General features: G+C 69.6%; 24 protein-coding genes. 17 read left to right on the top strand and 7 right to left on the bottom strand.

Annotation, left to right across the window (positions count from 1 at the left end; translation table 11 throughout):
- Positions 1-103: 103 nt before the first annotated feature.
- The 9 genes from murJ to KIT86_RS08180 all read left to right on the top strand — a co-directional run bounded on the left by murJ (position 104) and on the right by KIT86_RS08180 (position 8,841).
- The gene (murJ, locus tag KIT86_RS08220; RefSeq protein ID WP_297397123.1) at positions 104-1,663 is read left to right on the top strand and encodes a murein biosynthesis integral membrane protein MurJ; all 1,560 of its coding nucleotides are present in this window, start codon (positions 104-106) and stop codon (positions 1,661-1,663) included.
- Positions 1,664-1,693: 30 nt separating this feature from the next.
- Positions 1,694-2,551: a tetratricopeptide repeat protein gene (locus tag KIT86_RS08215; protein ID WP_297397121.1), complete on the top strand. Its 858-nt coding sequence runs from the start codon at positions 1,694-1,696 to the stop codon at positions 2,549-2,551.
- Between the two features lie 122 nt (positions 2,552-2,673).
- Positions 2,674-3,306, top strand: a complete 633-nt coding sequence (locus KIT86_RS08210; protein WP_297397119.1) for an NAD-dependent dehydratase — start codon at positions 2,674-2,676, stop codon at positions 3,304-3,306.
- 115 nt (positions 3,307-3,421) lie between these two features.
- Entirely contained in the window at positions 3,422-5,059 is a 1,638-nt protein-coding gene (locus KIT86_RS08205) for an FAD-binding protein (protein ID WP_297397117.1), read from the top strand.
- Positions 5,056-5,385 carry a ferredoxin family protein gene (locus KIT86_RS08200; RefSeq protein ID WP_297397115.1) on the top strand — a complete coding sequence of 110 codons (330 nt, stop codon included), beginning with the start codon at positions 5,056-5,058 and terminating at the stop codon, positions 5,383-5,385. The genes KIT86_RS08205 and KIT86_RS08200 overlap by 4 nt, the downstream gene beginning before the upstream one ends.
- 27 nt (positions 5,386-5,412) lie before the next feature.
- Positions 5,413-6,462: an ABC transporter substrate-binding protein gene (locus tag KIT86_RS08195; protein ID WP_297397113.1), complete on the top strand. Its 1,050-nt coding sequence runs from the start codon at positions 5,413-5,415 to the stop codon at positions 6,460-6,462.
- A gap of 9 nt (positions 6,463-6,471) precedes the next feature.
- The gene (locus KIT86_RS08190; RefSeq protein WP_297397111.1) at positions 6,472-7,320 is read left to right on the top strand and encodes an ABC transporter permease; all 849 of its coding nucleotides are present in this window, start codon (positions 6,472-6,474) and stop codon (positions 7,318-7,320) included.
- The gene (locus tag KIT86_RS08185; RefSeq protein ID WP_297397109.1) at positions 7,313-8,068 is read left to right on the top strand and encodes an ABC transporter permease; all 756 of its coding nucleotides are present in this window, start codon (positions 7,313-7,315) and stop codon (positions 8,066-8,068) included. The genes KIT86_RS08190 and KIT86_RS08185 overlap by 8 nt, the downstream gene beginning before the upstream one ends.
- Entirely contained in the window at positions 8,068-8,841 is a 774-nt protein-coding gene (locus KIT86_RS08180) for an ABC transporter ATP-binding protein (protein ID WP_297397106.1), read from the top strand. Before KIT86_RS08185 ends, KIT86_RS08180 begins: the two co-directional genes overlap by 1 nt.
- A gap of 40 nt (positions 8,842-8,881) precedes the next feature.
- On the opposite strand, the gene purM is transcribed toward KIT86_RS08180, so the two are convergent.
- Positions 8,882-9,919, bottom strand: coding sequence for a phosphoribosylformylglycinamidine cyclo-ligase (gene purM / locus KIT86_RS08175; protein ID WP_297397104.1), 1,038 nt, complete (start codon positions 9,917-9,919; stop codon positions 8,882-8,884).
- A 160-nt stretch (positions 9,920-10,079) separates the two neighbouring features.
- Between purM and KIT86_RS08170 the strand changes: the two genes are divergently transcribed.
- From KIT86_RS08170 to folK, 5 genes are read left to right on the top strand one after another with little or no spacing between them, the layout of a single operon-like run.
- Positions 10,080-11,177: an AI-2E family transporter gene (locus KIT86_RS08170; protein ID WP_297397102.1), complete on the top strand. Its 1,098-nt coding sequence runs from the start codon at positions 10,080-10,082 to the stop codon at positions 11,175-11,177.
- A gap of 20 nt (positions 11,178-11,197) precedes the next feature.
- Positions 11,198-11,884 carry a DnaA regulatory inactivator Hda gene (hda, locus tag KIT86_RS08165; protein WP_297397213.1) on the top strand — a complete coding sequence of 229 codons (687 nt, stop codon included), beginning with the start codon at positions 11,198-11,200 and terminating at the stop codon, positions 11,882-11,884.
- On the top strand, positions 11,881-12,549 hold the full coding sequence (locus KIT86_RS08160) for an HAD family phosphatase (RefSeq protein WP_297397100.1): 669 nt from the start codon (positions 11,881-11,883) through the stop codon (positions 12,547-12,549). The genes hda and KIT86_RS08160 overlap by 4 nt, the downstream gene beginning before the upstream one ends.
- Complete coding sequence (gene pcnB, locus KIT86_RS08155) at positions 12,546-14,192, top strand: polynucleotide adenylyltransferase PcnB (protein ID WP_297397098.1); 1,647 nt, start codon at positions 12,546-12,548, stop codon at positions 14,190-14,192. Before KIT86_RS08160 ends, pcnB begins: the two co-directional genes overlap by 4 nt.
- A gap of 20 nt (positions 14,193-14,212) precedes the next feature.
- Positions 14,213-14,689 (top strand): 2-amino-4-hydroxy-6-hydroxymethyldihydropteridine diphosphokinase, encoded by a 477-nt coding sequence (gene folK, locus KIT86_RS08150; protein WP_297397096.1) that lies wholly within the window; start codon positions 14,213-14,215, stop codon positions 14,687-14,689.
- Here the strand turns inward: folK and pdxH are convergent.
- Positions 14,686-15,321, bottom strand: a complete 636-nt coding sequence (gene pdxH, locus KIT86_RS08145) for a pyridoxamine 5'-phosphate oxidase (RefSeq protein WP_297397094.1) — start codon at positions 15,319-15,321, stop codon at positions 14,686-14,688. The two genes, folK and pdxH, sit on opposite strands and share 4 nt — an antisense overlap.
- Before the next feature lie 44 nt (positions 15,322-15,365).
- Positions 15,366-15,986: a gamma-glutamylcyclotransferase gene (locus KIT86_RS08140; RefSeq protein ID WP_297397092.1), complete on the bottom strand. Its 621-nt coding sequence runs from the start codon at positions 15,984-15,986 to the stop codon at positions 15,366-15,368.
- 50 nt (positions 15,987-16,036) lie between these two features.
- On the opposite strand from KIT86_RS08140, the gene KIT86_RS08135 reads away from it, so the two are divergent.
- A complete protein-coding gene (locus tag KIT86_RS08135; RefSeq protein ID WP_297397090.1) occupies positions 16,037-16,555 on the top strand; it encodes an OmpA family protein in 519 nt (172 codons plus the stop codon).
- 68 nt (positions 16,556-16,623) lie between these two features.
- On the opposite strand, the gene gloA is transcribed toward KIT86_RS08135, so the two are convergent.
- Both gloA and KIT86_RS08125 read right to left on the bottom strand, forming a co-directional pair.
- A complete protein-coding gene (gene gloA, locus KIT86_RS08130; RefSeq protein ID WP_297397088.1) occupies positions 16,624-17,034 on the bottom strand; it encodes a lactoylglutathione lyase in 411 nt (136 codons plus the stop codon).
- 5 nt (positions 17,035-17,039) lie between these two features.
- Complete coding sequence (locus KIT86_RS08125; RefSeq protein WP_297397086.1) at positions 17,040-17,582, bottom strand: PaaI family thioesterase; 543 nt, start codon at positions 17,580-17,582, stop codon at positions 17,040-17,042.
- Positions 17,583-17,634: 52 nt separating this feature from the next.
- Between KIT86_RS08125 and KIT86_RS08120 the strand changes: the two genes are divergently transcribed.
- Positions 17,635-18,099 (top strand): MarR family winged helix-turn-helix transcriptional regulator, encoded by a 465-nt coding sequence (locus KIT86_RS08120; protein WP_297397085.1) that lies wholly within the window; start codon positions 17,635-17,637, stop codon positions 18,097-18,099.
- The gene (locus KIT86_RS08115) at positions 18,089-19,333 is read left to right on the top strand and encodes an MFS transporter (protein WP_297397082.1); all 1,245 of its coding nucleotides are present in this window, start codon (positions 18,089-18,091) and stop codon (positions 19,331-19,333) included. The genes KIT86_RS08120 and KIT86_RS08115 overlap by 11 nt, the downstream gene beginning before the upstream one ends.
- Before the next feature lie 13 nt (positions 19,334-19,346).
- Here KIT86_RS08115 and KIT86_RS08110 read toward each other — a convergent pair whose 3' ends face one another.
- Complete coding sequence (locus KIT86_RS08110; protein ID WP_297397080.1) at positions 19,347-20,138, bottom strand: SDR family NAD(P)-dependent oxidoreductase; 792 nt, start codon at positions 20,136-20,138, stop codon at positions 19,347-19,349.
- Positions 20,139-20,206: 68 nt separating this feature from the next.
- Positions 20,207-20,576 (bottom strand): LysR substrate-binding domain-containing protein (locus KIT86_RS08105; protein WP_297397078.1); only part of this gene is annotated, 370 nt, incomplete at its 5' end.

Raw genomic sequence — 20,576 nt, 5'->3', positions numbered from 1 at the left:
ATGATGCCAGCAAAGCCCGCGATTTTAGCACGGCCTGCCGGGCTGGCAAGGGCGGCCGGCTGGGCGGGGCAGGAGGGCGGTTCCCGGTCGTTACACTCGTCGCGTGACCCTTTTCAAGTCCGCCTCCCTCGTCTCGCTGCTCACGCTGGCGTCCCGCATCACCGGCCTGGTGCGCGAGCTGCTCATGGCGGCCACCTTTGGCGCGAGCGCGCTGACCGACGCCTTCAACGTCGCCTTCCGCATTCCCAACCTGCTGCGCCGGCTGTTCGCCGAGGGCGCGTTCAGCCAGGCGTTCGTCCCGGTGCTGGCCGGCGTGCGGGAAAAGGAGGGCGACGACGCCACCCGGGTGCTGGTGAACCAGATCGCCACCGTGCTGGCCTGGGCGCTCACCGCCACCTGCGTGCTGGGCGTGGTGGGCGCGCCGGTGCTGGTCTGGGCCATGGCCAGCGGCCTGGACGACCCCGGTTTCGACGCCGCCGTGTTCATGACGCGGTGGATGTTCCCCTACATCGCTTTCATGTCCTTCGTGGCGCTGTCGGCGGGCATTCTGAACACCTGGAAACGTTTCGCGGTCCCGGCGGCCACGCCGGTGCTGCTCAATGTGGCCATGATCGCCGCCGCCGGCTGGGGCGCGCCCTGGTTCGCCTCGCTGGGCATCGAGCCCATCTACGCCATGGGCGGGGGCGTGCTGCTGGGCGGCGCGCTGCAACTGGGCGTGCAGATTCCCGCGCTGCGCCAGCTGGGCCTGTTGCCGCGCGTGAGCCTGCGCTGGCCGGCCCTGAAGGCGGCCTGGCAGCACCCGGGGACGCAGCGGGTGACCACCCTCATGCTGCCGGCGCTGCTGGGGGTGAGCGTGGCGCAGGTTTCCCTGCTGATCAACACCCAGATCGCCTCGCACCTGGGCACGGGCAGCGTGAGCTGGCTGACCTATGCCGACCGGCTGATGGAGTTTCCCACTGCCATGCTGGGCGTGGCGCTGGGGGTGGTGCTGCTGCCGCAGCTGGCAGCGGCCAAGGCGTCCGACGACGCCGTGCGCTACAGCGGCCTGCTGGACTGGGGCCTGCGCCTGGTGGTGCTGCTGGCCGTGCCCTGCGCCGTGGCGCTGCTGACCTTCGCCCAGCCCCTGGTGGCTGTGCTCTACCACTACGGGGCCTTCACGGGCGCCGACGTGCAGCGCACGGCCACGGCCCTGATGGGCTATGGCGCGGGCCTGATCGGGCTGGTCGCCATCAAGGTGCTGGCGCCGGGCTTCTACGCGCGGCAGGACATCCGCACGCCGGTGAAGATCGCCATCGGGGTGCTGGTGCTCACCCAGGTGCTCAATTTCCTGCTGGTGCCCCGGCTGGCACACGCCGGGCTGGCGCTGGCGATCGGCATCGGCGCCATGGTCAATGCGCTGTTCCTGCTGGTGGGGCTGATCCGCCGGGGCGCGTACACACCGTCTCCGGGCTGGGCCCGCTTCGGCATGCAGGTGCTGGCGGCCAGCGCCTTGCTGGCCGTGTTCCTGATGTGGGTGGCCGCGCGCTTCGACTGGCTGGCTTTCGAGGGCCAGGCGCTGCAGCGCGTGGGCCTGCTCACGCTGTGCGTGCTGGGCGGGGTGTTGGTCTATTTCCTCACGCTGTTGCTGGCGGGGTTGAACTTGCGGCAGTTCGTCAGAAAATGACGTAATCTGCGGATTCCGGACCACCCCACCATGCCGACCGCGTACGAATTCCCCGCGCCGACCCCCCTGGGCTACTTTGCTGCCCTGGTGGGCGACGACGAGGCTTTGCCGCTGTTCGAGGCGGCCACCTCCGTCGCCCAGGACGAATACCCCGACCTGGACGTGCAGCAGGTGCTCGGCGACGTGGACCAGATGCTGGCCCGCGTGCGCCGGCGCTGCCCCGCCGACGCCGGCCCGCTGCAGCGGCTGCGCACGCTCAACCAGTTCTTCTTCCGCGACATGGGGTTTGGCGGCAACGTCAACAACTACTACGACCCCGACAACAGCTTCCTCAACGCCGTGCTGCGCACGCGCCGGGGCATTCCCATCTCGCTGGCCGTGCTCTGGCTGGAGCTGGCCCAGGGCCTGGGCCTGAAGGCGCGTGGCGTCAACTTTCCCGGCCACTTCATGGTCAAGGTCAACCTGCCCAATGGGCAGGTGGTGATCGACCCTTTCACCGGCCAGTCGCTCAGCCGCGAAGACCTCTCGGAGCGGCTGGAGCCCTACAAGCGGCGCAACGGGCTGGTGGACGACTTCGATGTGCCGGTGGGCCTGTATCTGCAGGCGGCCACGCCGCGCGAGATCCTGGCGCGCCTGCTGCGCAACCTCAAGGAAATCCACCGCACGCAGGAAGACTGGCTGCGCCTGATCGCCGTGCTGGACCGCCTGCTCATCCTGCTGCCCGACGCCTGGGTCGAGTACCGCGACCGGGGGCTGGCCTGGGCCGAGATGGGCGACGTGCGCCTGGCCGTGGGTGACCTGGAAACCTACGTGGCCCATGCCGACGACACGCTCGACCGCGATGCCATCGCGCAGCGCCTGCAGGAACTGCGCCGCGCACTCAACTGAGCGGCCCGGCGCGGCGCGGGGGCGCGGATGTGTCGCCATGTAATTCCGTTTGACGCGGGGGTGCCACGCAGGGACCATGCGCCCCAGACCCGCCGATCCGGCGCGAAGAACAAAGCGATTGCATGAAACAACTGTTGCTGGTGGGCGCCACCGGCCTGGTGGGCAGCCATGTGCTGCGCCAAGCCCTGGCCGATCCTGCCGTGGAGCGCGTGGTCGCGCCGACCCGCCACCCCCTGGCTGCGCACCCCAAACTGCTCAATCCCGTGGTGGACTTCGAGCGCCTGCCCGAAGACGCCGAGTGGTGGCGGGTGGACGCCGTGATCTGCACCCTGGGCACCACAATCCGCGTGGCGGGCTCGCAGGCCGCGTTTTACAAGGTCGATCACGACCACCCGCTGGAAGTGGCCTACCTGGCGCGGCGCCACGGGGCGCGGGCCTTTGCCCTGAACTCCGCGCTGGGCGCCGATGCGCGTTCGCGCGTCTTCTATTCGCGCACCAAGGGCGAGGTCGAGCGCGACCTGCAGGCCGTGGGCTATCCCTCGCTCACGCTGGTGCGTCCGGGGCTGATCGACGGCCAGCGCCCGCAGAGCCGGCCGCTGGAGCGGCTGGCGGTGCTGGTTTTGCGTGCAGTGCAGCCCCTGCTCCCCCGGCGCTACCGCGTGGTGCCGGCCGAGCGCATCGCGCACCACCTGCTGCAGGCCGCGCTGGCGGGGGCGCCCGGTGTGCACGTGCTGCCATCGGAGGCGCTCATCTGAGCTGGAGGCACCGGGCTGCTTTTTTCCGCATATGGAAACTCGGAAACGGTCGTTGTTGATGCGTTGAGCCGTTCCTAGACTGCCTGCTCTGAACACATTTGTTGGAGAGCAGACGATGGGGCAACAAGGCTTTTTAACTCCGCTGCGCAGCGGCGTGGTGGGGCAGCAGCAGATCGAGACCGATGTCCTGGTGATCGGGGGCGGGCCGGCGGGGGCGTGGGCCGCCACCGCAGCGGCCGCGCGCGGCGCCAGCGTGACCCTGGTGGAGAAGGGCTTTTGCGGCACCTCCGGCGCCACCGCGCCCTCGGGCACCGGCCTGTGGCACGTGCCGCGCGATGTGGCGGCGCGCGAGAAGGCCAAGGCCAGCCGCTACGCGATGGGCGGCGAACTGGCCGAGCACGCTTGGATGGACCGCGTGCTCGAACAGACCTGGCTCAACACCGAGACGCTCACGGAATGGGGCTATCCCTTCCCGATCGACGCCGAGGGCCAGCTGCAGCGCACCTCGCTGCAGGGGCCGGAGTACATGCGGCTGATGCGCAAGCAGGTGAAAGCCTCGGGCGCCCGCATCCTGGACCACAGCCCGGCGCTGGAGCTGCTGACCGACGAGCACGGTGACGTGGCCGGCGCCACCGGCCTCACGCGCACCACGGGCGAGACCTGGGTGGCGCGGGCCGGCGCGGTGGTCATCACCACCGGCGGCTGTGCTTTCCTGAGCCGGGCACTGGGCTGCAACGTGCTCACCGGCGACGGCTACCTGATGGCCGCAGAGGTGGGCGCCGAGCTCTCGGGCATGGAGTTCTCCAACGCCTATGGGCTTGGGCCCTCGTTCTCGTCCGTCACCAAGTCGCTGTTCTACAACTGGGCCACCTTCTACGACCGCGAGGGGGTCGCCATCGAAGGCGCGGGCTCGTCGCGCGGCCGCAGCGTGATCGCGCGCACGCTTCAGACGCAGCCGGTGTTCGCCTGCCTGGACCGGGCCGATGCCGAGATCCGCGCCTGGATGCGCCATGCCCAGCCCAATTTCTTCGTGTCCTTCGACCGCCAGGGCATCGACCCATTCAAGGACCACTTCCCGGTGGCCCTGCGGCTGGAAGGCACGGTGCGCGGCACCGGGGGCCTGCATGTGATCGGCGACGACTGCGCGACCTCGGTGCCGGGCCTGTACGCCGCCGGCGACGCCGCCACGCGCGAGCTGATCTGCGGCGCCTTCACCGGCGGCGGCAGCCACAACGCGGCCTGGGCCATGTCGTCGGGCTTCTGGGCCGGTGCGGGGGCGGCCGATTTCAGCCGTGGCGCGCGCAGCCAGGCCAGGCGCCGCCTGCACCGCGCGGGCACGGCCGGCATCCAGGAAGGTGGGGCCGCCGCGTGGGACCCGCAAGAGCTGGTGCGCGCGGTGCAGGCCGAAGTCTTTCCCTACGAACGCAACTGGGCGCGCCGCGCCGACCTGCTGGAGGACTCGCTGCAGCGGCTCGATGCCCAGTGGGCGCGCGTGCGCCACGCCGGCGCTCCGGACCTGCAGCAGGCGGTGCGTGCGCGCGAAGCCGTGGCGATGCTGGCCACCGCGCGCTGGATGTACCGCAGCGCCCTGCAGCGCACCGAGACGCGCGGCATGGCCCGACGGCAGGACCACGCCGGCCTGGACCTTGCCCAGCGGCACCGCCTTGTCAGTGGCGGCCTGGACGAGGTCTGGGTGCGCCCGCAAGCCGTCCGCCCCACCTTCAACCTGGACCTGGAAAGGCTCGCCGCATGATCGAAATCGTCAGCCCCGAACGCTGCACCGGCTGCAACATCTGCGTGAGCGCCTGTCCCACGCAGGTGTTCGAGGCGGTGCCCGACGGCATCCCGCGCATCGCGCGCCAGTCGGATTGCCAGACCTGCTTCATGTGCGAGCTGTACTGCCCGGCCGATGCGCTGTACGTCGCGCCGGTGGCGGACCACGCCGTCACCGTGGCCGAAGAGGCCGGCGAAGTGCGGCAGTGGATCGGCAGCTACCGCCGCGCCGTGGGTTGGGGCAAGGACCGCCAGCCCACCGCTGCGCTGGACGCCAGCTTCGAGCTGCTGCGCCGCGCGCACTGAATCTTTCCTAACCCACGAGAACCCATCATGACTTTCTGGAAACACCTGGCGGCCTTGGCGCTCGCCGCCCCCGCCGCTTTCGGCGCCCACGCGCAGGCCCAGCCCGAGACCATCCGCTTCGGCGGTTTCGGCCAGGGCTTTGGCCAGCCCCACGGCGTGGCCTTGCTTGCCATCGCGCAGGGCAAGGGCTTCCTGGCCGACGAGTTCAAGGGCACGCCCGTGAAGCTCAGCTTCGAGTACTTCACCGGCACCGGCCCCGCGATCAACGAGGCCATCGCCAACAACCGGCTCGACGTGGCGCAGTACGGCTCGCTGCCGAACATCATCGGCAAGGCCGGCGGCCTGCCCACGCGCATCCTCGCGTCCTACGGTTACACCACGGTCTTCGGGCTGGCGCGCAAGGACCTGGAGGTGAACTCCTTCAAAGACCTCAAGGGTCGCAAGGTGGCGGTGGCCAAGGGCACGGTGCTGCACTGGGCGCTGCTCAAGGCCCTGCAGGACAACGGTCTGGCGCTTCGAGACATCCAGCTCGTGGACCTCAAGACCGCCGACCAGCTCGCCGCCCTGAGCGCCGGCAGCGTGGACGCGGCGGTGGGCTCCAGCAGCCTGCTGACGCTGCGCGACAAGGGCGTGGGCAAGGTGTTCTATTCGTCCAAGGCGCAGGGCGCGAAGGCCTCGGGCTTTGGCGGCATCCTGGTGAGCGAGGCTTTCGAGAAACAGTACCCGGACGCCACGCAGCGCATCGCCAACGGCCTGGTGAAAGCCGCTCACTGGCTGGGGCAGGAAGCCAACCGCGACGAGGCCTACCGCCTCTGGACGCTCTCGGGCATGCCCTATCAGGCTTTCAAGGACGATTACGACGGTGTGTCGCTCAAGGAGGCTTTCAACCCGCGCGTGGATGCCTTTCTGCTCAGCCAGTACGAGGACGCGATCGACTTCACCCGGGAGAACAAGCTGATCCGCCAGGACATCGACGTGGCCCGATGGGCCGCGCCGCAGTACGTGGAGAATGCGCTGCGCGCCCAGGGCCTGCAGAGCTTCTGGCCCACCCGCGCCGCGCTCGTCGCGCGCCCCTGAGACCGGCCCATGGCTGCCTTCGAACAGCTCGCCACCGGTGTCGGCGCCGCGACGGCGCCACGCGCCTGGCCCGCATGGGGCTGGCGCACGGCGTTGCCGGTCCCGTTGCGCCGCCTGCTGCTGGCGCTGGCCCTGCCGGCTGCCACCGTCGCGCTCTGGCAGTGCGCGGCGGTGCAGGGCTGGGTGCCGGCGCAGATCCTGCCAGCGCCTGCGCTGGTCTGGAGCACCTTCCTCGAACTCGCGCGCGGCGGGGAGCTGCTCGACAGCTTCCTCATCAGCCTCACGCGCATCGGCTCGGGCCTGGCCGTGGGCGGGCCGCTGGGGCTGGCGCTGGGCATCTGGCTGGGGGTGTCGGCGCGCGCGCGCAGCCACCTGGAGCCCACGCTGCGCGCGCTGTTCGCCGTGCCCACGCTGGGCTGGATTCCCATCCTCATCCTGATCTTCGGCATCGATGAGGCGCTCAAGGTCATCGTCATCGCCAAGGCCGTGATGGTGCCCGTGGTGCTCAACACCTCGCGCGGCATCCGCCACATTCCCCAGGCCTACCTGGACGCCGCCCGCGTGCTGCGCCTGCGGCCCTGGACGCGGCTGACCCGGCTTGCGCTGCCGGCCTGCCTGCCCACCGTGTTCAGCGGGTTCCGCCTGGGCCTGAGCCACGCCTTCATCGCGCTCATCGTGGTGGAGATGCTCGCGGCCACCGAGGGCATCGGCTACATGATGGTCTGGGGGCGCAAGCTGTTCCAGCTCGACATCGTGATCGTCGGCATCGTGGTGGTGGGGCTGGCGGGCTATGCGCTCGATCTGCTGCTGCGCCGGCTCGAACGCGGCCTGAGCCGCTGGGCGCCCGGACATGGCTGAAGCCCGAATCCCTGCCGGCGCCTGGCTGCCGCTGGCCATCGGCACGGCCTGGTTGCTGCTGGTCGACACCGGCGCTGTCGCCCACCCTTTGATGGTGCCGCTGCACGAGGTGCTGGCCGCGCCCTTCGCCGACGAACAGGGCCGCCAGATCTGGTCGGCCGCCGCCAGCAGCCTCGTGCGCGTGGCGCTGGGCTTTCTCGTCGGGGCCGGCCTGGGCATCGTCCTGGGGTTGGCCGTCGGGCTGTCGCGGCCGGCGCAGCTGGCCGTCGCGCCCACGGTGCATGGCCTGCGCCAGGTGGCGCTGTTCGCCTGGATTCCTTTGCTCACCGCCTGGTTGGGCAATGGCGATCTGGTGAAGATCGTGTTCATCTCGATCTCCACCTTCTTTCCCGTTTTCCTCAACACCGAACAGGGCGTGCGCGGCATCCCGCCGGCCCACCGCGAGGTGGCCGCGATCGTGCGGCTCGGGCCCTGGCTGCGGCTGCGCCGGCTGGTGCTGCCGGCGATCCTGCCCTCGGTGCTGACCGGTGTCGAGCTCGCGCTGCTGACGGCCTGGATCGGCACCGTGGGTTCCGAATACGCGATCGGCACCGGCCGGGGCATTGGCGCCTATCTCGCCACCGCGCGCGACGTGTTCCGCATGGACCTGGTGCTGATCGGTGTGCTGGTGATGGCCCTGGTGGGCTACGGCCTGAGCCGCTTCGCGCAGTTCCTGTTCCTGCGCCTCATTCCCTGGAGAACCCGCTGATGAGCACCCCCACCCTGGAGGGGTCCGCCCCCACCGCCCTGAGCCTGCGCAACGTGGGCAAGACCTATCGGATCGAAGGGCAGGACCTGCCGGTGCTGCAGCGCATCGGCCTGGAGATCGGCCGAGGCGAGTTCCTGGGCATCGTTGGCGCCTCGGGATGCGGCAAGTCCACGCTGCTGCGACTGATCGCCGGCCTGGACGACCGCTTCGACGGCGACATCCTGATCGACGGCGCACCGGTGGCCGGCCCGGGCGTGGAGCGCAGCCTGGTGTTCCAGGACCACCGCCTGTTTCCCTGGCTCAGCGTCACCGACAACATCGGCCTGGGGCTCGACAGCCTGGACCTGAGCCGGCGCGAGCGCGAGGCGCGCATTGCCGAGCAGCTTGAACTCGTGGGCCTCACCGGGTTCGCGCAGGCCTGGCCGCACCAGCTCTCCGGTGGCATGGCGCAGCGCGCGGCGATCGCGCGCGCGCTGGTCTCGCGGCCGGACATCCTGCTGATGGACGAGCCCTTTGGCGCGCTCGACTCGATCACCCGGGCCCACATGCAGGAGGAGCTGCTGCGCATCTGGCGCGAGCGGCGCATCACCGTGGTGATCGTCACGCACGACGTGGACGAGGCCGTGTTTCTGAGCGACCGCGTGGTGGTGATGGAGCCAAGGCCGGGCCGGGTGCAGTCCGTGATCGAGGTGGACTTGCCGCGCCCGCGCGAACGCACGGGCACGGCTTTCAATCAGATCAAGCAGCGCGTGCTGGGCCAGTTAAAGCGATAACACCCCCTGCGCGGCTTCGCCGCGCCCCCCTGAGCGGAGGTCAGGCGACGACGACTGCCGCGCCTTCGCCGCGCGGGGCGATCGTGCCGATCTCGTGCACGGTTTCACCCAGGTCGCGCAGCGTGGCCGCGCAGGCGGCGGCCTGGTCGGCGGCGATGACCACCACCATGCCGATGCCGTTGTTGAAGGTGCGGTTCATCTCGATGTCGTCGATGCCGGCGGTCTTCTGCAGCCAGGCGAACAGCTCGGTCTGCGGCCAGCTGCCCTTGACCAGATGGGCCGCCGTGCCCTCAGGGAGCACGCGGGGGATGTTCTCCAGCAGGCCACCACCGGTGATGTGGGCCAGCGCCTTGATGGGGTGGGCGGCCAGCGCGGCCAGCACGTTCTTCACATAGAGCCGGGTCGGCTTCATGATGGCTTCGCGAAACGGCTGGCCGTCCAGCGTGGCCGGCAGGTTCGCGCCGGCGCGCTCCAGGCACTTGCGCACCAGCGAGAAGCCGTTGGAATGCACGCCGTGCGAGGCCAGGCCCAGCACCACGTCGCCGGGTTTCACGTCCTGCCCGGTGAGGATCTTGGATTTTTCGACCGCGCCCACGCAGAAACCGGCCAGGTCGTACTCGCCCGCCGGGTACATGCCCGGCATTTCGGCGGTTTCGCCGCCGATGAGCGCGCAGCCGCTGAGTTCGCAACCCTTGGCGATGCCGCCGACCACGGCCGCGGCCGTGTCCACGTCGAGCTTGCCGCAGGCGAAGTAGTCCAGGAAGAACAGGGGCTCGGCGCCTTGCACCAGCACGTCGTTCACGCTCATGCCCACCAGGTCGATGCCCACGGTGTCGTGCATGTTCCATTCGAACGCCAGCTTGAGCTTGGTGCCCACGCCGTCGGTGCCGGACACGAGCACCGGCTCCTTGTAGCGCTTGGGCACCTCGAACAGCGCGCCAAAGCCGCCGATGCCGGCCAGCACGCCTTCGCGCATGGTCTTCCTGGCCAGCGGCTTGATGCGCTCGACCAGGGCGTCGCCTGCGTCGATGTCAACGCCGGCGTCTTTGTACGAAAGGGGGGTGGAAGGGGTGGTCATGGGCGGGCAGGCCCCGGCGCAGGGCAGGGCGGATCGATGGGCTGGACGCGGGTGGGAGGGGACTTTCGGGTACCCTGGGGGGTGGCCCGATAGAATTTGCCCCTGATTTTAAGGGTTTGCTCTAGCGAGTTCCCTGTTCACCCCGCCCAACCCCCGTCCCATGCCCCTGACCTCCAACCAGATCCGAGCCCTGCTGTGGGCTTCGATCGCGGTCGTCATCTGGCTGCTGCTCTCGCTGCTGGCCCCCGTGCTGATGCCGTTCCTGCTGGCTGCGGTGCTGGCGTACGCGCTGCACCCGCTGGTGGAGCGCCTGCACGGCAAGGGTGTGCCGCGCTGGCTGGGTGCGGGCCTGGCCATCACCCTGCTGATGCTGGTGCTGCTGGCGGTGCTGCTGCTGATCGTGCCGGTCATCACCAAGCAGGTGCCGTTGCTGCGCGAGCAGGTGCCCGAGCTGCTCAACCGCCTCAACGACTGGCTCACGCCGCTGGCCGGGCGCTTTGGCGTGAGCCTGTCGGTGGACGTGGGCCTGGTGCGCGGCTGGCTCACCAAGCTGGTGTCGGGACACGAGGGCGAAATCCTGGAGAGCCTGCTGGCGTCCCTGCGCATCGGTGGGAGTGCGCTGGCGGCGGTGTTCGGCAACCTGTTCCTCATGCCCATCGTGGCGTATTACCTGCTGCTGGACTGGGACAACCTGGTCGATCGCACCAAGTCGCTGATCCCGCCCCGCTGGCGCGCCAGCGTGCAGGGGTTCCTGGACGAGACCGACGGCGTGCTCGGCCAGTACCTGCGCGGGCAACTGCTGGTGATGGGCGTGCTGGCGGTGTTCTACACCGTGGCGCTGGCGCTCGTGGGCCTGAACCTGGCTTTGCCCATCGGCGTCTTCACCGGACTGGCCGTGTTCGTGCCCTACCTGGGCTTTGGCCTGGGCCTGGTGCTGGCGCTGCTGGCCGCGTTGCTCGAGTTCCAGACCGTGCTGGGCGTGGCCCTGGTGGCTGCCGTGTACGGCGTGGGCCAGGTGCTGGAGAGCCTGTACCTCACGCCTCGATTGCTGGGCGAGCGCATCGGCCTGCACCCCATTGCCGTCATTTTTGCGCTGCTGGCCTTCGGGCACCTGTTCGGCTTCGTGGGCGTGCTCATCGCGCTGCCCGCCAGCGCGGTGTTGCTGGTGGCGATCCGCCGGCTGCGCGAGCGCTACGTGGCCAGCGCCCTGTACCTGGAAGGCCCGCGCGCAGCGGTGCCAGAAAGCCCCGAGGCATGAGCACCACCGGACCCACACCCATGCGGCAGATGGCGCTGGACATCGGCTTCGCGCCGTTGCCCACCCTCGCCAACTTCGTGGGGGCCGGCAACGAGGCCGCCATCGAGCACCTGCGCCTGTGGACCCACAACCCCCTGCGCTCGCCCGTGCCCACTTTCCTGTGGGGCGAGAGCGGCAGCGGCAAGACCCACCTGCTGCGCGCGGTGCGCGAAGCCCTGCGCGAACAGGGCGGTCGCGTGGGCTGGCTGGATGCCAGCGTGCTGGACCCCACCGAGTTCGACGACCAGTGGGACGCGGTGCTGCTGGACGACTGCCACCTCTACACCGCAGCCCAGCAGGCCGCGGCGTTCAACTGGTTCGTGAATGCGCAGAGCCCGGCCCACGGCGCTTCGCGCTGGGTCCTGGCGGCGGCGACCTGTCCCCCGGCCGACCTGCGCCTGCGCGAGGATCTGCGCACCCGCCTGGGCTGGGGCCATGTGTTCCAGCTGCAGGCCCTGAGCGAAACCGAGCGCCGTGCCGTGTTGCGCCGCGCCGCGGACGACCGGGGCGTGTTCCTGAGCGACGAAGTGATGGACTTCATGCTGCGCCGCTTCTCGCGCGATCTCTCCAGCCTGATGATGCTGCTCGACCAGCTCGACGCCTATGCGCTGCGCACGCAGCGCGCCATCACCATTCCCCTGATCAAATCCATGCTGGAAAACGAATGAGACTGGCTCTCTTCGACCTGGATCACACCCTGATCCCGCTCGATTCCGATTACGCCTGGGGCGAGTTCACCGTCTCGCTCGGCTGGCGCGATGCACAAGGTTTCTCCCAGGCCAACGCCGGCTTCTATGCCGACTACAAGGCCGGCACGCTCGACATCCATCACTACGTGCGCTTTGCCATCGAGGCCGTGCGCGAGCGCGGCATGGCAGTGGCGCAGAAGGCGCACGATCGTTTCATGCGCGAGGTGATCGAGCCGGCCATGCGCGAGCCCGCGCGCGCGCTGCTGCGCCGCCACCAGGCCGCAGGCGACCAGGTGGTGATCGTGACCGCCACCAACGAATTCGTCACCCGCCCGATCGCCCGCGCCTTCGGGGTGGACGAACTGATCGCCATCGAGCTCGAACGCGACGCGCGCGGCGAACCCACCGGTGCCATCCGCGGCACGCCGTCGTTCCGCGAGGGCAAGATCGCCCGTGTGGAACAATGGCTGGCCGCACGGGGACTGGACTGGTCGCGCGTGCAGCACAGCACTTTCTACAGCGACTCCATCAACGACCTGCCGCTGCTGGAAAAAGTCAACGAGCCCGTGGCCACCAACCCGGATGCCCGGCTCCGCGCCATTGCCCTCGAGCGGGGCTGGCGCACACTGAACCTATTCGAATGATCAAGAAATTCATCGATCGGCTGCTGGGCAAATCCAGCGCCCCCACCGGCCGTCGCGCCAACCCCTTTGGCAAGCGAGAAGACGTGCCGGCCAGCGTGCATGGCATCGACCGCTCGCTGGTGGACCAGCGCGCGCTGGACGTGGTGCACACCCTCAAGCAGGCCGGTTTCGAGGCCTACCTGGTGGGCGGCGCGGTGCGCGACCTGCTGCTGGGCCTGCGGCCCAAGGACTTCGACGTGGCCACCAGCGCCACGCCCGAGCAGGTCAAGGGCCTGTTTCGCCGGGCCTTCATCATCGGCCGGCGCTTTCGCATCGTGCACGTGATCTACGGCCGGGGGCGCGAGCACGAGGTCATCGAGGTCTCGACCTTCCGCGCCTACATGGACAACGCCGCGGCCGAGCAGGTGGCGGGCAATGAGCGCACCAGCAAGGGCGAACTCGCGGGCATGAAGCACGCGGTGGACGCCAGCGGGCGCGTGCTGCGCGACAACGTCTGGGGCCCGATCGAGCAGGATGCGGCCCGGCGCGATTTCAGCATCAACGCGATGTACTACGACCCGGAAACGCAGACCGTGGTCGACTTCCACCATGGCATCCGCGACGCCAAGAAGCGCACGCTGCGCATGATCGGCGACGCCGCCACGCGCTACCGCGAAGACCCGGTGCGCATCATCCGCGCCGTGCGCTTCGCGGCCAAGCTCAGCGGCCTGGGTTTCACCTTCGACGCCAAGACGCTGGCGCCACTGGCCTCCTCGCACACGCTGCTGGCCGACGTGCCGCAGAGCCGCCTGTTCGACGAGATGCTCAAGTTGCTGCAGACCGGCCATGCGCTGGCCAGCATCGAACAGCTCAAGGCCGTGGGCCTGGGCACCGGCATCTACCCCCTGCTCGACATCGTCGTGCAGCGCGCCGACGACGACTTCGTGAAACTGGCCTTGCAGGACACCGACCGCCGCGTGAGCGAAGGCAAGCCGGTGGCGCCGAGTTTCCTGCTCGCCTGCGTGCTCTGGGCCGATGTGCGCAAGGCCTGGAACCAGCACCTCACGCCGCGCCCGAACCAGCGCCCGCCGGCGCCATTCGCGGCCCTGCAGGCGGCCGTGGACGACGCGTTCGAGGCCCGCATCGGCGACGTGTCGGGCCGGGGCAAGCTGGGCGCAGACATGCGCGAGATCTGGATGATGCAGCCCCGCTTCGACAAGCGCGTGGGCACCTCGCCATTCAGCCTGGTCGACCAGCCACGCTTTCGCGCCGGGTTCGACTTCCTGCGCCTGCGCGGGCAGGTCGGCGAGGTCGAGGAAGAGCTCGCGCACTGGTGGGAAACCTTCAGCACGGCGAGCGATGCCATGCGCGAGGACATGGTGGACGCGCAGCGCCGCGAGAACCTGGCCAAGCCCGGCGTCAGCAAGGCACGGCGCGTCAAGCGCACCGACGCGGACCATCCTGCGGCGGCCGTGGGCGAGGTCAACGAAGTCGATCCGCGCTTTCGGCAGGTCGAAAGCGATGAAGGTGGGGACTTGCCGTCGGACGACGCCCCGTTGGAAGAGGGCTCCGCACCGGCCAAGAAGCGCCGCCGCCGCCGCCGCAAACCCGGTGGCGCCGGTCCGGTGGACAGCGGTGGCGGTGCGGACGGGGCGGGCGGCTGAAGCCCGCCGGCACCCACCCGATGGCCGCGCCGCGCGCTGAAGTCACGGCCTACGTGGCATTGGGCGCCAACCTCGGAAACGCCGAGCAGGCCTTGCGACAGGCGCTCGCGGCGCTGGAGGGCATTCCCGGTGCGCGGGTGCAACGCGCCTCCAGCCTCTACCGCACGGCTCCGGTGGATGCCAGCGGGCCGGACTACCTCAATGCCGTGGCCGAGATCGCGACCACGCTCACCGCGCCCGCCTTGCTCGACGCGCTGCAGGCCATCGAGCAGGCCGCAGGCCGCGAGCGGCCTTACCGCAACGCGCCGCGCACGCTGGACCTGGATCTGCTGCTGTACGGGCAGGCCCGCATCGATTCACCGCGGCTCACGCTGCCGCATCCCCGCATGGGCGAGCGGGCCTTCGTGCTGGTGCCCCTGGCCGAGATCGCGCCGCAACTCGTGAGCGCTGGCGCGCTGGAGGCGGTGGCGGGTCAGCGCATCGAAAGACGCCCCTAGGGCGCCAGCCGCTCGCGCAACCAGCCGCCTTCGGCCTGCGCGGTGTAGCGCAGCCGGTCGTGCAGACGGCTCTTGCGGCCCTGCCAGAACTGCCAGGCCTCGGGCTTGAGGCGGTAGCCGCCCCAGTGCGGCGGGCGCGGGGGTTTGAGCAGGAATTGAGCGCCGTACTTCGCCGCATTGGTCACCAGCACCGTGCGGTTCTCGATCACTTCGCTCTGAGGGCTGGCCCAGGCGCCGATGCGGCTGTCGAGCGGGCGGCTGTGAAAGTACGCGTCGCTCTCTTCGTCGCTCACCTTCTCCACCACGCCTTCAATGCGCACCACGCGCTCGAGCTCGACCCAGTGGAACTGCAGCGCGGCGAACGGGTTGCCCGCGAGTTCGCGCCCCTTGCGGCTGTGGTAGTTGGTGTACCAGACGATGCCGCGCTCGTCGTAGCCCTTGACGAGCACGACGCGCGTGCTGGGTCGCAGGTCCGATCCCACGGTGGCCAGCGTCATGGCGTTGGGCTCGGGCACCTCGCCGCGGATGGCTTCGTTGAGCCATTGGTCGAACTGTTGCAGCGGGTCGGCGTGCGAAGCGGACTCACTGAGTTCGGCCTTCTCGTAGCTCTTGCGCAGGTCGGCGATGTTCATGCGGGCAGTATAGAAGCGCGGCCCCGGTCGGGGCTTGTGCTGGGTCAATCGGCGAGGGACAGCAGCTTTTGCAGCGCCCGGTCGTGGATGCCGTGGTGCAGCAGGCCCTCGAAGGTCTGGCGCGCGTAGTCCAGCGTGGTGCCATACCGACCGCAGGAGCGGGCAAAGATCTCGCGGTAGCGCTCGTCGCTCAGCGTGCCGGTGTAGCTGGGGCTCTGGCGCGAGAGGGTGAAGGCCAGCGCACGCACCGGGCCCTGCGGCGTCTCGCAATGCAGCCACCTCGGGTCGTAGACCGGGTTGGGCATCTCGCGCGCCCACAGCACCGGCATGAGGGCCTCCACCTGCCCGTGCGGCACGCGCAGGGCCAGGCCGGCGCAGCTGCCGCCGGGCATCAGCGCGAACACCAGGCCCGGGCATTCGTAGGTGCCCCGGTTGACGCGGCTCCACATCTGCAGACATCGGTGGTAGCCGTGCACGCGCGCCGGGCGCTGCTCGGCGGCCTCGAACTCGGGGCGCCAGACCAGCGAGGCATAGGCGAAAACCCAGAGGTCGGGCCGCGCACCCTGCGCGCGCCACTGCGCCAGCGTCTGGGCCATCATCTGCGCGCCGTCTCTCAGGGCAGGGTCGTGGAGCGCGCGCGCCCTCGGGGTGTCACGGTCGGCCATTTACAATCTTTGTCGAGTTCTTTCCCATTATTCTTCACGGAGTGTTTCCCATGTCTTCTCAGGATGACGAACCCGAGTACCGCGTTGTGGCCCTGGTGCTGATCAGCGTGGTGGTGTTGGCGGTAGGCCTTGCCCTGGGCATCGGCATTCACAAGTCGCGCGGTGCCGCTGCGAGCGGCGGCACGGCGGTCGTGGCCGCCCCCGCTGCGGCCGTGCCGGCCGCCGCCCCGGTGGGCGACGACGCCAGCGTGGTGGTGGAAAACGGCGTGGTGAAGTTCTATTTCGCCTCTGGCAAGGCCGATCTGGCCGCCGGTGCGCTCGATGCGCTGGGCGAAGCCATCGCCGCCGCCAAGGCCGGCAAGAAGCTGGTGCTCTCGGGCTTCCACGACACGACCGGCGACCCGGCCTTCAACGCCGAGCTGGCCAAGCAGCGCGCCATCGCGGTGCGCAACGCCCTGGTGGGCGCGGGTGTGGCCGAAGGCGCGATGGAGCTGAAGAAGCCCGAGCAGACCGCCGGCACCGGCAACAACGCCGAAGCGCGCCGCGTGGAAGTGATGATCGCGCCCTGAGCCCGGTCTGAACGCCCACAAAAAAGCCCGGCACGCCGGGCTTTTTTGCGTCTGCGCCCGACAGGGCTTCAACGCAGGCCCTGGCCCGCTTCCTTCTCTGCGCGCTGGATCAGCTCGATCTTGTAGCCATCGGGGTCGGTCACGAAAGCGATCACCGTGGTGCCGCCTTTGACCGGCCCGGCCTCGCGCGTCACGTTGCCGCCGGCGGCCCTGATCTTTTCGCAGGCCGCGTAGGCGTCGGGCACGCCCAGCGCGATGTGGCCATAGGCGGTACCGAGCTCATAGCTCTCCGTGCCCCAGTTGTAGGTGAGCTCGATCTCGGCCTGTGCCGGGTTGCCCTCGTAGCCCACGAAGGCCAGCGAGTACTTGTACTCGGGGTTCTCGGAGGTGCGCAGCAGTTGCATGCCCAGCACCTGGGTGTAGAAGTCGATCGAGCGCTGGAGGTTGCCCACGCGCAGCATGGTGTGTAGAAGTCGCATGGGCCCTATTTTGACGGCACTTCAAAGACCAGGCAGGTCGTTGTGGCATGGGCGTAGAGCTTGCCGTCGGGCCCGACGATGCGGCCCTCGGCGGTGGCCAGCTGGCGCCCGGCATGGATCACGGTGCCGATGGCGCGCAGCGGGCCGCTCTTGTAGGAGGCGGCGCGCACGATGTTCACGCTGAGTTCCGCCGTCGTGTAGGCCCGGCCCGCCGGCATGGCGGTGTGCACCGCGCAGCCGACGGCGGAGTCCAGCAGCGTGGCGTACCAGCCGCCATGCACCGTGCCCAGCGGGTTGTAGTGCTTGAGCTGCGGCAGGCCCTGGAACACGGCGCGGCCTTCACCGACCTCGACCAGCGAGAAGTCCAGCGTGTCGGCGATGTGCGGGTAGGGGAGCTTGCCGTCGAGCATGGCCTGCATCTGTTGCAGGCCGGTGAGGCCCGCGAGATCGGTCGGGTGGGCCAGGCCCGCGCCCGCACCGGCGCTCATGCGGGCCGCCACGGCTTCGTATTGCTGGTTCCACTGGGCCAGGGTTTCTTCGGCGGTCATGGTTCGCTTCCTTTTGGTTTGCAGATGCAAATATTGTAGATACAATCATTTCATGAATGCCGACACCCAGGCGACATCGCCGACCCCGGTGGGATGCACCAACTTCAAGTTGCGCCAGCTCACGCGCCGTGTGACCCAGCACTACGACCAGCATCTGGCGGGCTCCGGGCTGAAGATCACACAGTATTCGTTGCTGACCCATGTGGACCGCCTCGGGCCGCTGGCGCCTGGCGAGCTGGCCCGGCGCATGGATATGGGCGCCTCCACCCTCACGCGCAACCTGCAGCCCATGATCGCCGCTGGCTGGCTGGCCATGGGTGAGGGGGTCGACGCGCGCAGCCGCCTTGTGCACATCACCGATGCCGGGCTGGCGTTGCGGCGACAGGCCCAGCGGCGCTGGAAGGCCGCCCAGCTCTCACTCAACGAGAAGCTGGGCGCGGCCACCGTGGCGGCGCTGCACGGGTTGCTGGACCAGGGGCTGGCCGCGTTTCACGAGGAGGACAACCATGAAGACTGAAACCTCGATCGCCGCGCCGCCCGCGCGTGCGCCCTTCGTGTGGTGGCTGGTGCTGCTGGCTGCGGCCGGGGCTTTTGCCTTGACCATGGGCACGCGCCAGATCATGGGCTTTTTCCTCTCGCCATTGAACACGGCCACCGGCCTGGGCGTGGGCAGCATCAGTCTGGCGTTCGCCTTTGGGCAGCTCTGGTGGGGACTGACGCAGCCGTTCGCGGGTGCGGTGGCCGACCGCGTTGGCGCGGGTCGCGTGCTGCTGGTGGGGGTGCTGCTGGTGGCGCTGGGCACCTACCTCACGCCGCTGATGACCAGCACCTGGGGCCTGATCCTGGCCATTGGGGTGCTCGCCGCCGGGGGCGCCGGCATGGCCGGGCCCTCGGTGCTGATGGCGGCCACCGCGCGCCTGATCCCGGCCGAACGCCGGGGCATGGCCACGGGTATCGTGAACGCGGGCGGATCGTTCGGCCAGTTCCTCATGGCCCCGCTGGCCGCAGCGCTCACGGTGGGCCTGGGCTGGGTGGGTGCGCTGCAGGCGCTGGGCCTGATCGTGTTGCTGGCCTTGCCCGCGGCCTGGGTGCTGCGCGGGCCCGGCCCCGCCGCCAGGGCCGGGGCGGCCCCCGCACCGGTGGCCTTGCCGACCGGCCAGGCCATCCGCCAGGCGCTGAACACGCCGAGCTATCTGCTGCTCTCGGCCGGGTTCTTCGTGTGCGGCTTTCACGTGGCTTTCCTCGCCACGCACCTGCCCGGCGTGGTGGCCGCGTGCGGCCTGCCGGCGCCCGTGGGCGCCTGGGCACTGGGTGTGATCGGCCTGTTCAACATCATCGGCAGCCTGGCCATGGGCTGGGCGGTGGGCCGCTGGCGCATGAAGTCGCTGCTCTCGCTGGTGTACGCCTCGCGGGCGATGGCGGTACTGGTGTTCCTGCTGGCGCCCAAGACCGAGGCCGTGATGCTGACCTTCGCCGCCGTCATGGGGCTGACCTTCCTCTCCACGGTGCCGCCCACGGTGGGCCTGGTGGCCAAGTTCTTCGGCACCGGCAACATGGCCATGCTGTTCGGCATCGTGATGCTGGCGCACCAGGTGGGGGGCTTTCTCGGCGCCTGGCTCGGCGGCCAGGTGTTCGAGGCCACGGGCAGCTACGACTGGGTCTGGTACATCGACATCGTGCTGGCCGTGGGCGCGGCGCTGATCCACCTGCCGATCCGCGAAGCGGTGGTGGCGCGGCCGCGCCCCGCGTGAGGCGGGGCGGTGTTCAGACCGGCACGGTGTAATTCAGCGCCATGCGCCCGCCGTCGACGGTGACGATTTCGCCGGTGACGTAGCTGGCCGCATCGCTGGCCAGCCAGGCCACCACATCGGCGATCTCCTCGGGCTCGCCCAGCCGCTTGAGCGGCGTGCGGCTCAGGATCTTGTGGCGCGCTTCCTCGCTGGTGAGCACGGCCTGGGCCGCGAGCTCGGTGGCGATGGTGCCGGGCGCCACCGCGTTGACGCGGATGCCGTGGTCGGCTAGTGCCAGCGCCATCACGCGGGTGAGCTGGTTGATGCCGCCCTTGCTCACGTTGTAGCTGGCGATGTTGGGGATGGCGAGCACGCCATTGACCGAGCTCATGTTCACGATGCTGCCGCCTTCGGTCTGCTGCGCCATGGCGCGCGCCACCGCCTGGCCCATCAGGAAGGCGCCCTTGAGGTTGACGCGCAGCACTTCGTCGAAGTCTTCTTCGCTCACGTCCAGGAAGTTGGCGGCCTTGAAGATGCCGGCGTTGTTGACGAGCACGTCGATGCGGCCGTGGTTGTCCAGCGCCAGTTCGACGATGGCGTCGACGTCGGCCTTGTCGCCCACGTCGCAATGCATGTAGGTGCCGCCGAGTTCGCGCGCGAGGGAGCGGCCGCGCGCATCGGCCACGTCGGCGATCAGGAGCTTGGCGCCTTCGCGCGCGAAGCGGCGCGCGCAGGCTTCGCCGATGCCCTGGGCCCCGCCGGTGACGAGGACGACGCGGCCCTGGTGGCCGAAATGCACGGAGGAGGAAGGGGCTGGGGTGTTCATGCCACCATGGTAGCGATGGGTCTCACTGGCCAGCCGGGCGGGGGCCTGGCCAGGCGCCAGGAGCAGGCTCAGCAGCTGTTGCAGGTCGCCAGTGCGCTGCTCACGCGGGCTCGGGTCTGTTCGATCAGGTAGTCCAGGAACACCTCGGTGCGGCGCGGCATGAACTTGCGGCTGGGCAGCGCCGCGTACATGGTCAGCCGGTCGGTGATCCAGGGGTTGAGCACGCGCACCAGGTCGCCGCTCTCGATCATCGGTGCGGCCAGTTCGATCGTGGTGGCGGTGATGCCCGCGCCATCCAGTGCGGCGTGCATCAGGGTGTCGGTGTGGTTGGCCCACAGCACCGGCTGCACCTCGATGTCGACGAAGCGGGTTTCGTCTGTCTCGTGCAGCAACCGCCAGCCCCGGGTGCGGCCGCCGGCCGGTTTGAAGCGCAGGCAG

Origin of the sequence: Hydrogenophaga sp., assembly GCF_026125825.1 — a bacterium.
In the GTDB taxonomy this organism is placed as follows: Bacteria; Pseudomonadota; Gammaproteobacteria; order Burkholderiales; family Burkholderiaceae_C; genus Hydrogenophaga.
This window is presented reverse-complemented; position numbering and strand designations above follow the sequence as displayed.

Bases quoted from the DNA above. Each gene is read 5' to 3' on its own strand.
- KIT86_RS08200 (WP_297397115.1), top strand. From the start codon at position 5,056: ATGATCGAAATCGTCAGCCCCGAACGCTGCACCGGCTGCAACATCTGC.
- KIT86_RS08135 (WP_297397090.1), top strand. From the start codon at position 16,037: ATGTCTTCTCAGGATGACGAACCCGAGTACCGCGTTGTGGCCCTGGTG.
- KIT86_RS08195 (WP_297397113.1), top strand. From the start codon at position 5,413: ATGACTTTCTGGAAACACCTGGCGGCCTTGGCGCTCGCCGCCCCCGCC.
- KIT86_RS08115 (WP_297397082.1), top strand. From the start codon at position 18,089: ATGAAGACTGAAACCTCGATCGCCGCGCCGCCCGCGCGTGCGCCCTTC.
- pcnB (WP_297397098.1), top strand. From the start codon at position 12,546: ATGATCAAGAAATTCATCGATCGGCTGCTGGGCAAATCCAGCGCCCCC.
- KIT86_RS08125 (WP_297397086.1), bottom strand. From the start codon at position 17,582: ATGACCGCCGAAGAAACCCTGGCCCAGTGGAACCAGCAATACGAAGCC.
- KIT86_RS08160 (WP_297397100.1), top strand. From the start codon at position 11,881: ATGAGACTGGCTCTCTTCGACCTGGATCACACCCTGATCCCGCTCGAT.
- KIT86_RS08120 (WP_297397085.1), top strand. From the start codon at position 17,635: ATGAATGCCGACACCCAGGCGACATCGCCGACCCCGGTGGGATGCACC.
- KIT86_RS08180 (WP_297397106.1), top strand. From the start codon at position 8,068: ATGAGCACCCCCACCCTGGAGGGGTCCGCCCCCACCGCCCTGAGCCTG.
- KIT86_RS08215 (WP_297397121.1), top strand. From the start codon at position 1,694: ATGCCGACCGCGTACGAATTCCCCGCGCCGACCCCCCTGGGCTACTTT.
- KIT86_RS08170 (WP_297397102.1), top strand. From the start codon at position 10,080: ATGCCCCTGACCTCCAACCAGATCCGAGCCCTGCTGTGGGCTTCGATC.
- KIT86_RS08110 (WP_297397080.1), bottom strand. From the start codon at position 20,138: ATGAACACCCCAGCCCCTTCCTCCTCCGTGCATTTCGGCCACCAGGGC.
- KIT86_RS08185 (WP_297397109.1), top strand. From the start codon at position 7,313: ATGGCTGAAGCCCGAATCCCTGCCGGCGCCTGGCTGCCGCTGGCCATC.
- KIT86_RS08210 (WP_297397119.1), top strand. From the start codon at position 2,674: ATGAAACAACTGTTGCTGGTGGGCGCCACCGGCCTGGTGGGCAGCCAT.
- KIT86_RS08190 (WP_297397111.1), top strand. From the start codon at position 6,472: ATGGCTGCCTTCGAACAGCTCGCCACCGGTGTCGGCGCCGCGACGGCG.
- KIT86_RS08205 (WP_297397117.1), top strand. From the start codon at position 3,422: ATGGGGCAACAAGGCTTTTTAACTCCGCTGCGCAGCGGCGTGGTGGGG.
- purM (WP_297397104.1), bottom strand. From the start codon at position 9,919: ATGACCACCCCTTCCACCCCCCTTTCGTACAAAGACGCCGGCGTTGAC.
- KIT86_RS08140 (WP_297397092.1), bottom strand. From the start codon at position 15,986: ATGGCCGACCGTGACACCCCGAGGGCGCGCGCGCTCCACGACCCTGCC.
- hda (WP_297397213.1), top strand. From the start codon at position 11,198: ATGCGGCAGATGGCGCTGGACATCGGCTTCGCGCCGTTGCCCACCCTC.
- folK (WP_297397096.1), top strand. From the start codon at position 14,213: ATGGCCGCGCCGCGCGCTGAAGTCACGGCCTACGTGGCATTGGGCGCC.
- pdxH (WP_297397094.1), bottom strand. From the start codon at position 15,321: ATGAACATCGCCGACCTGCGCAAGAGCTACGAGAAGGCCGAACTCAGT.
- gloA (WP_297397088.1), bottom strand. From the start codon at position 17,034: ATGCGACTTCTACACACCATGCTGCGCGTGGGCAACCTCCAGCGCTCG.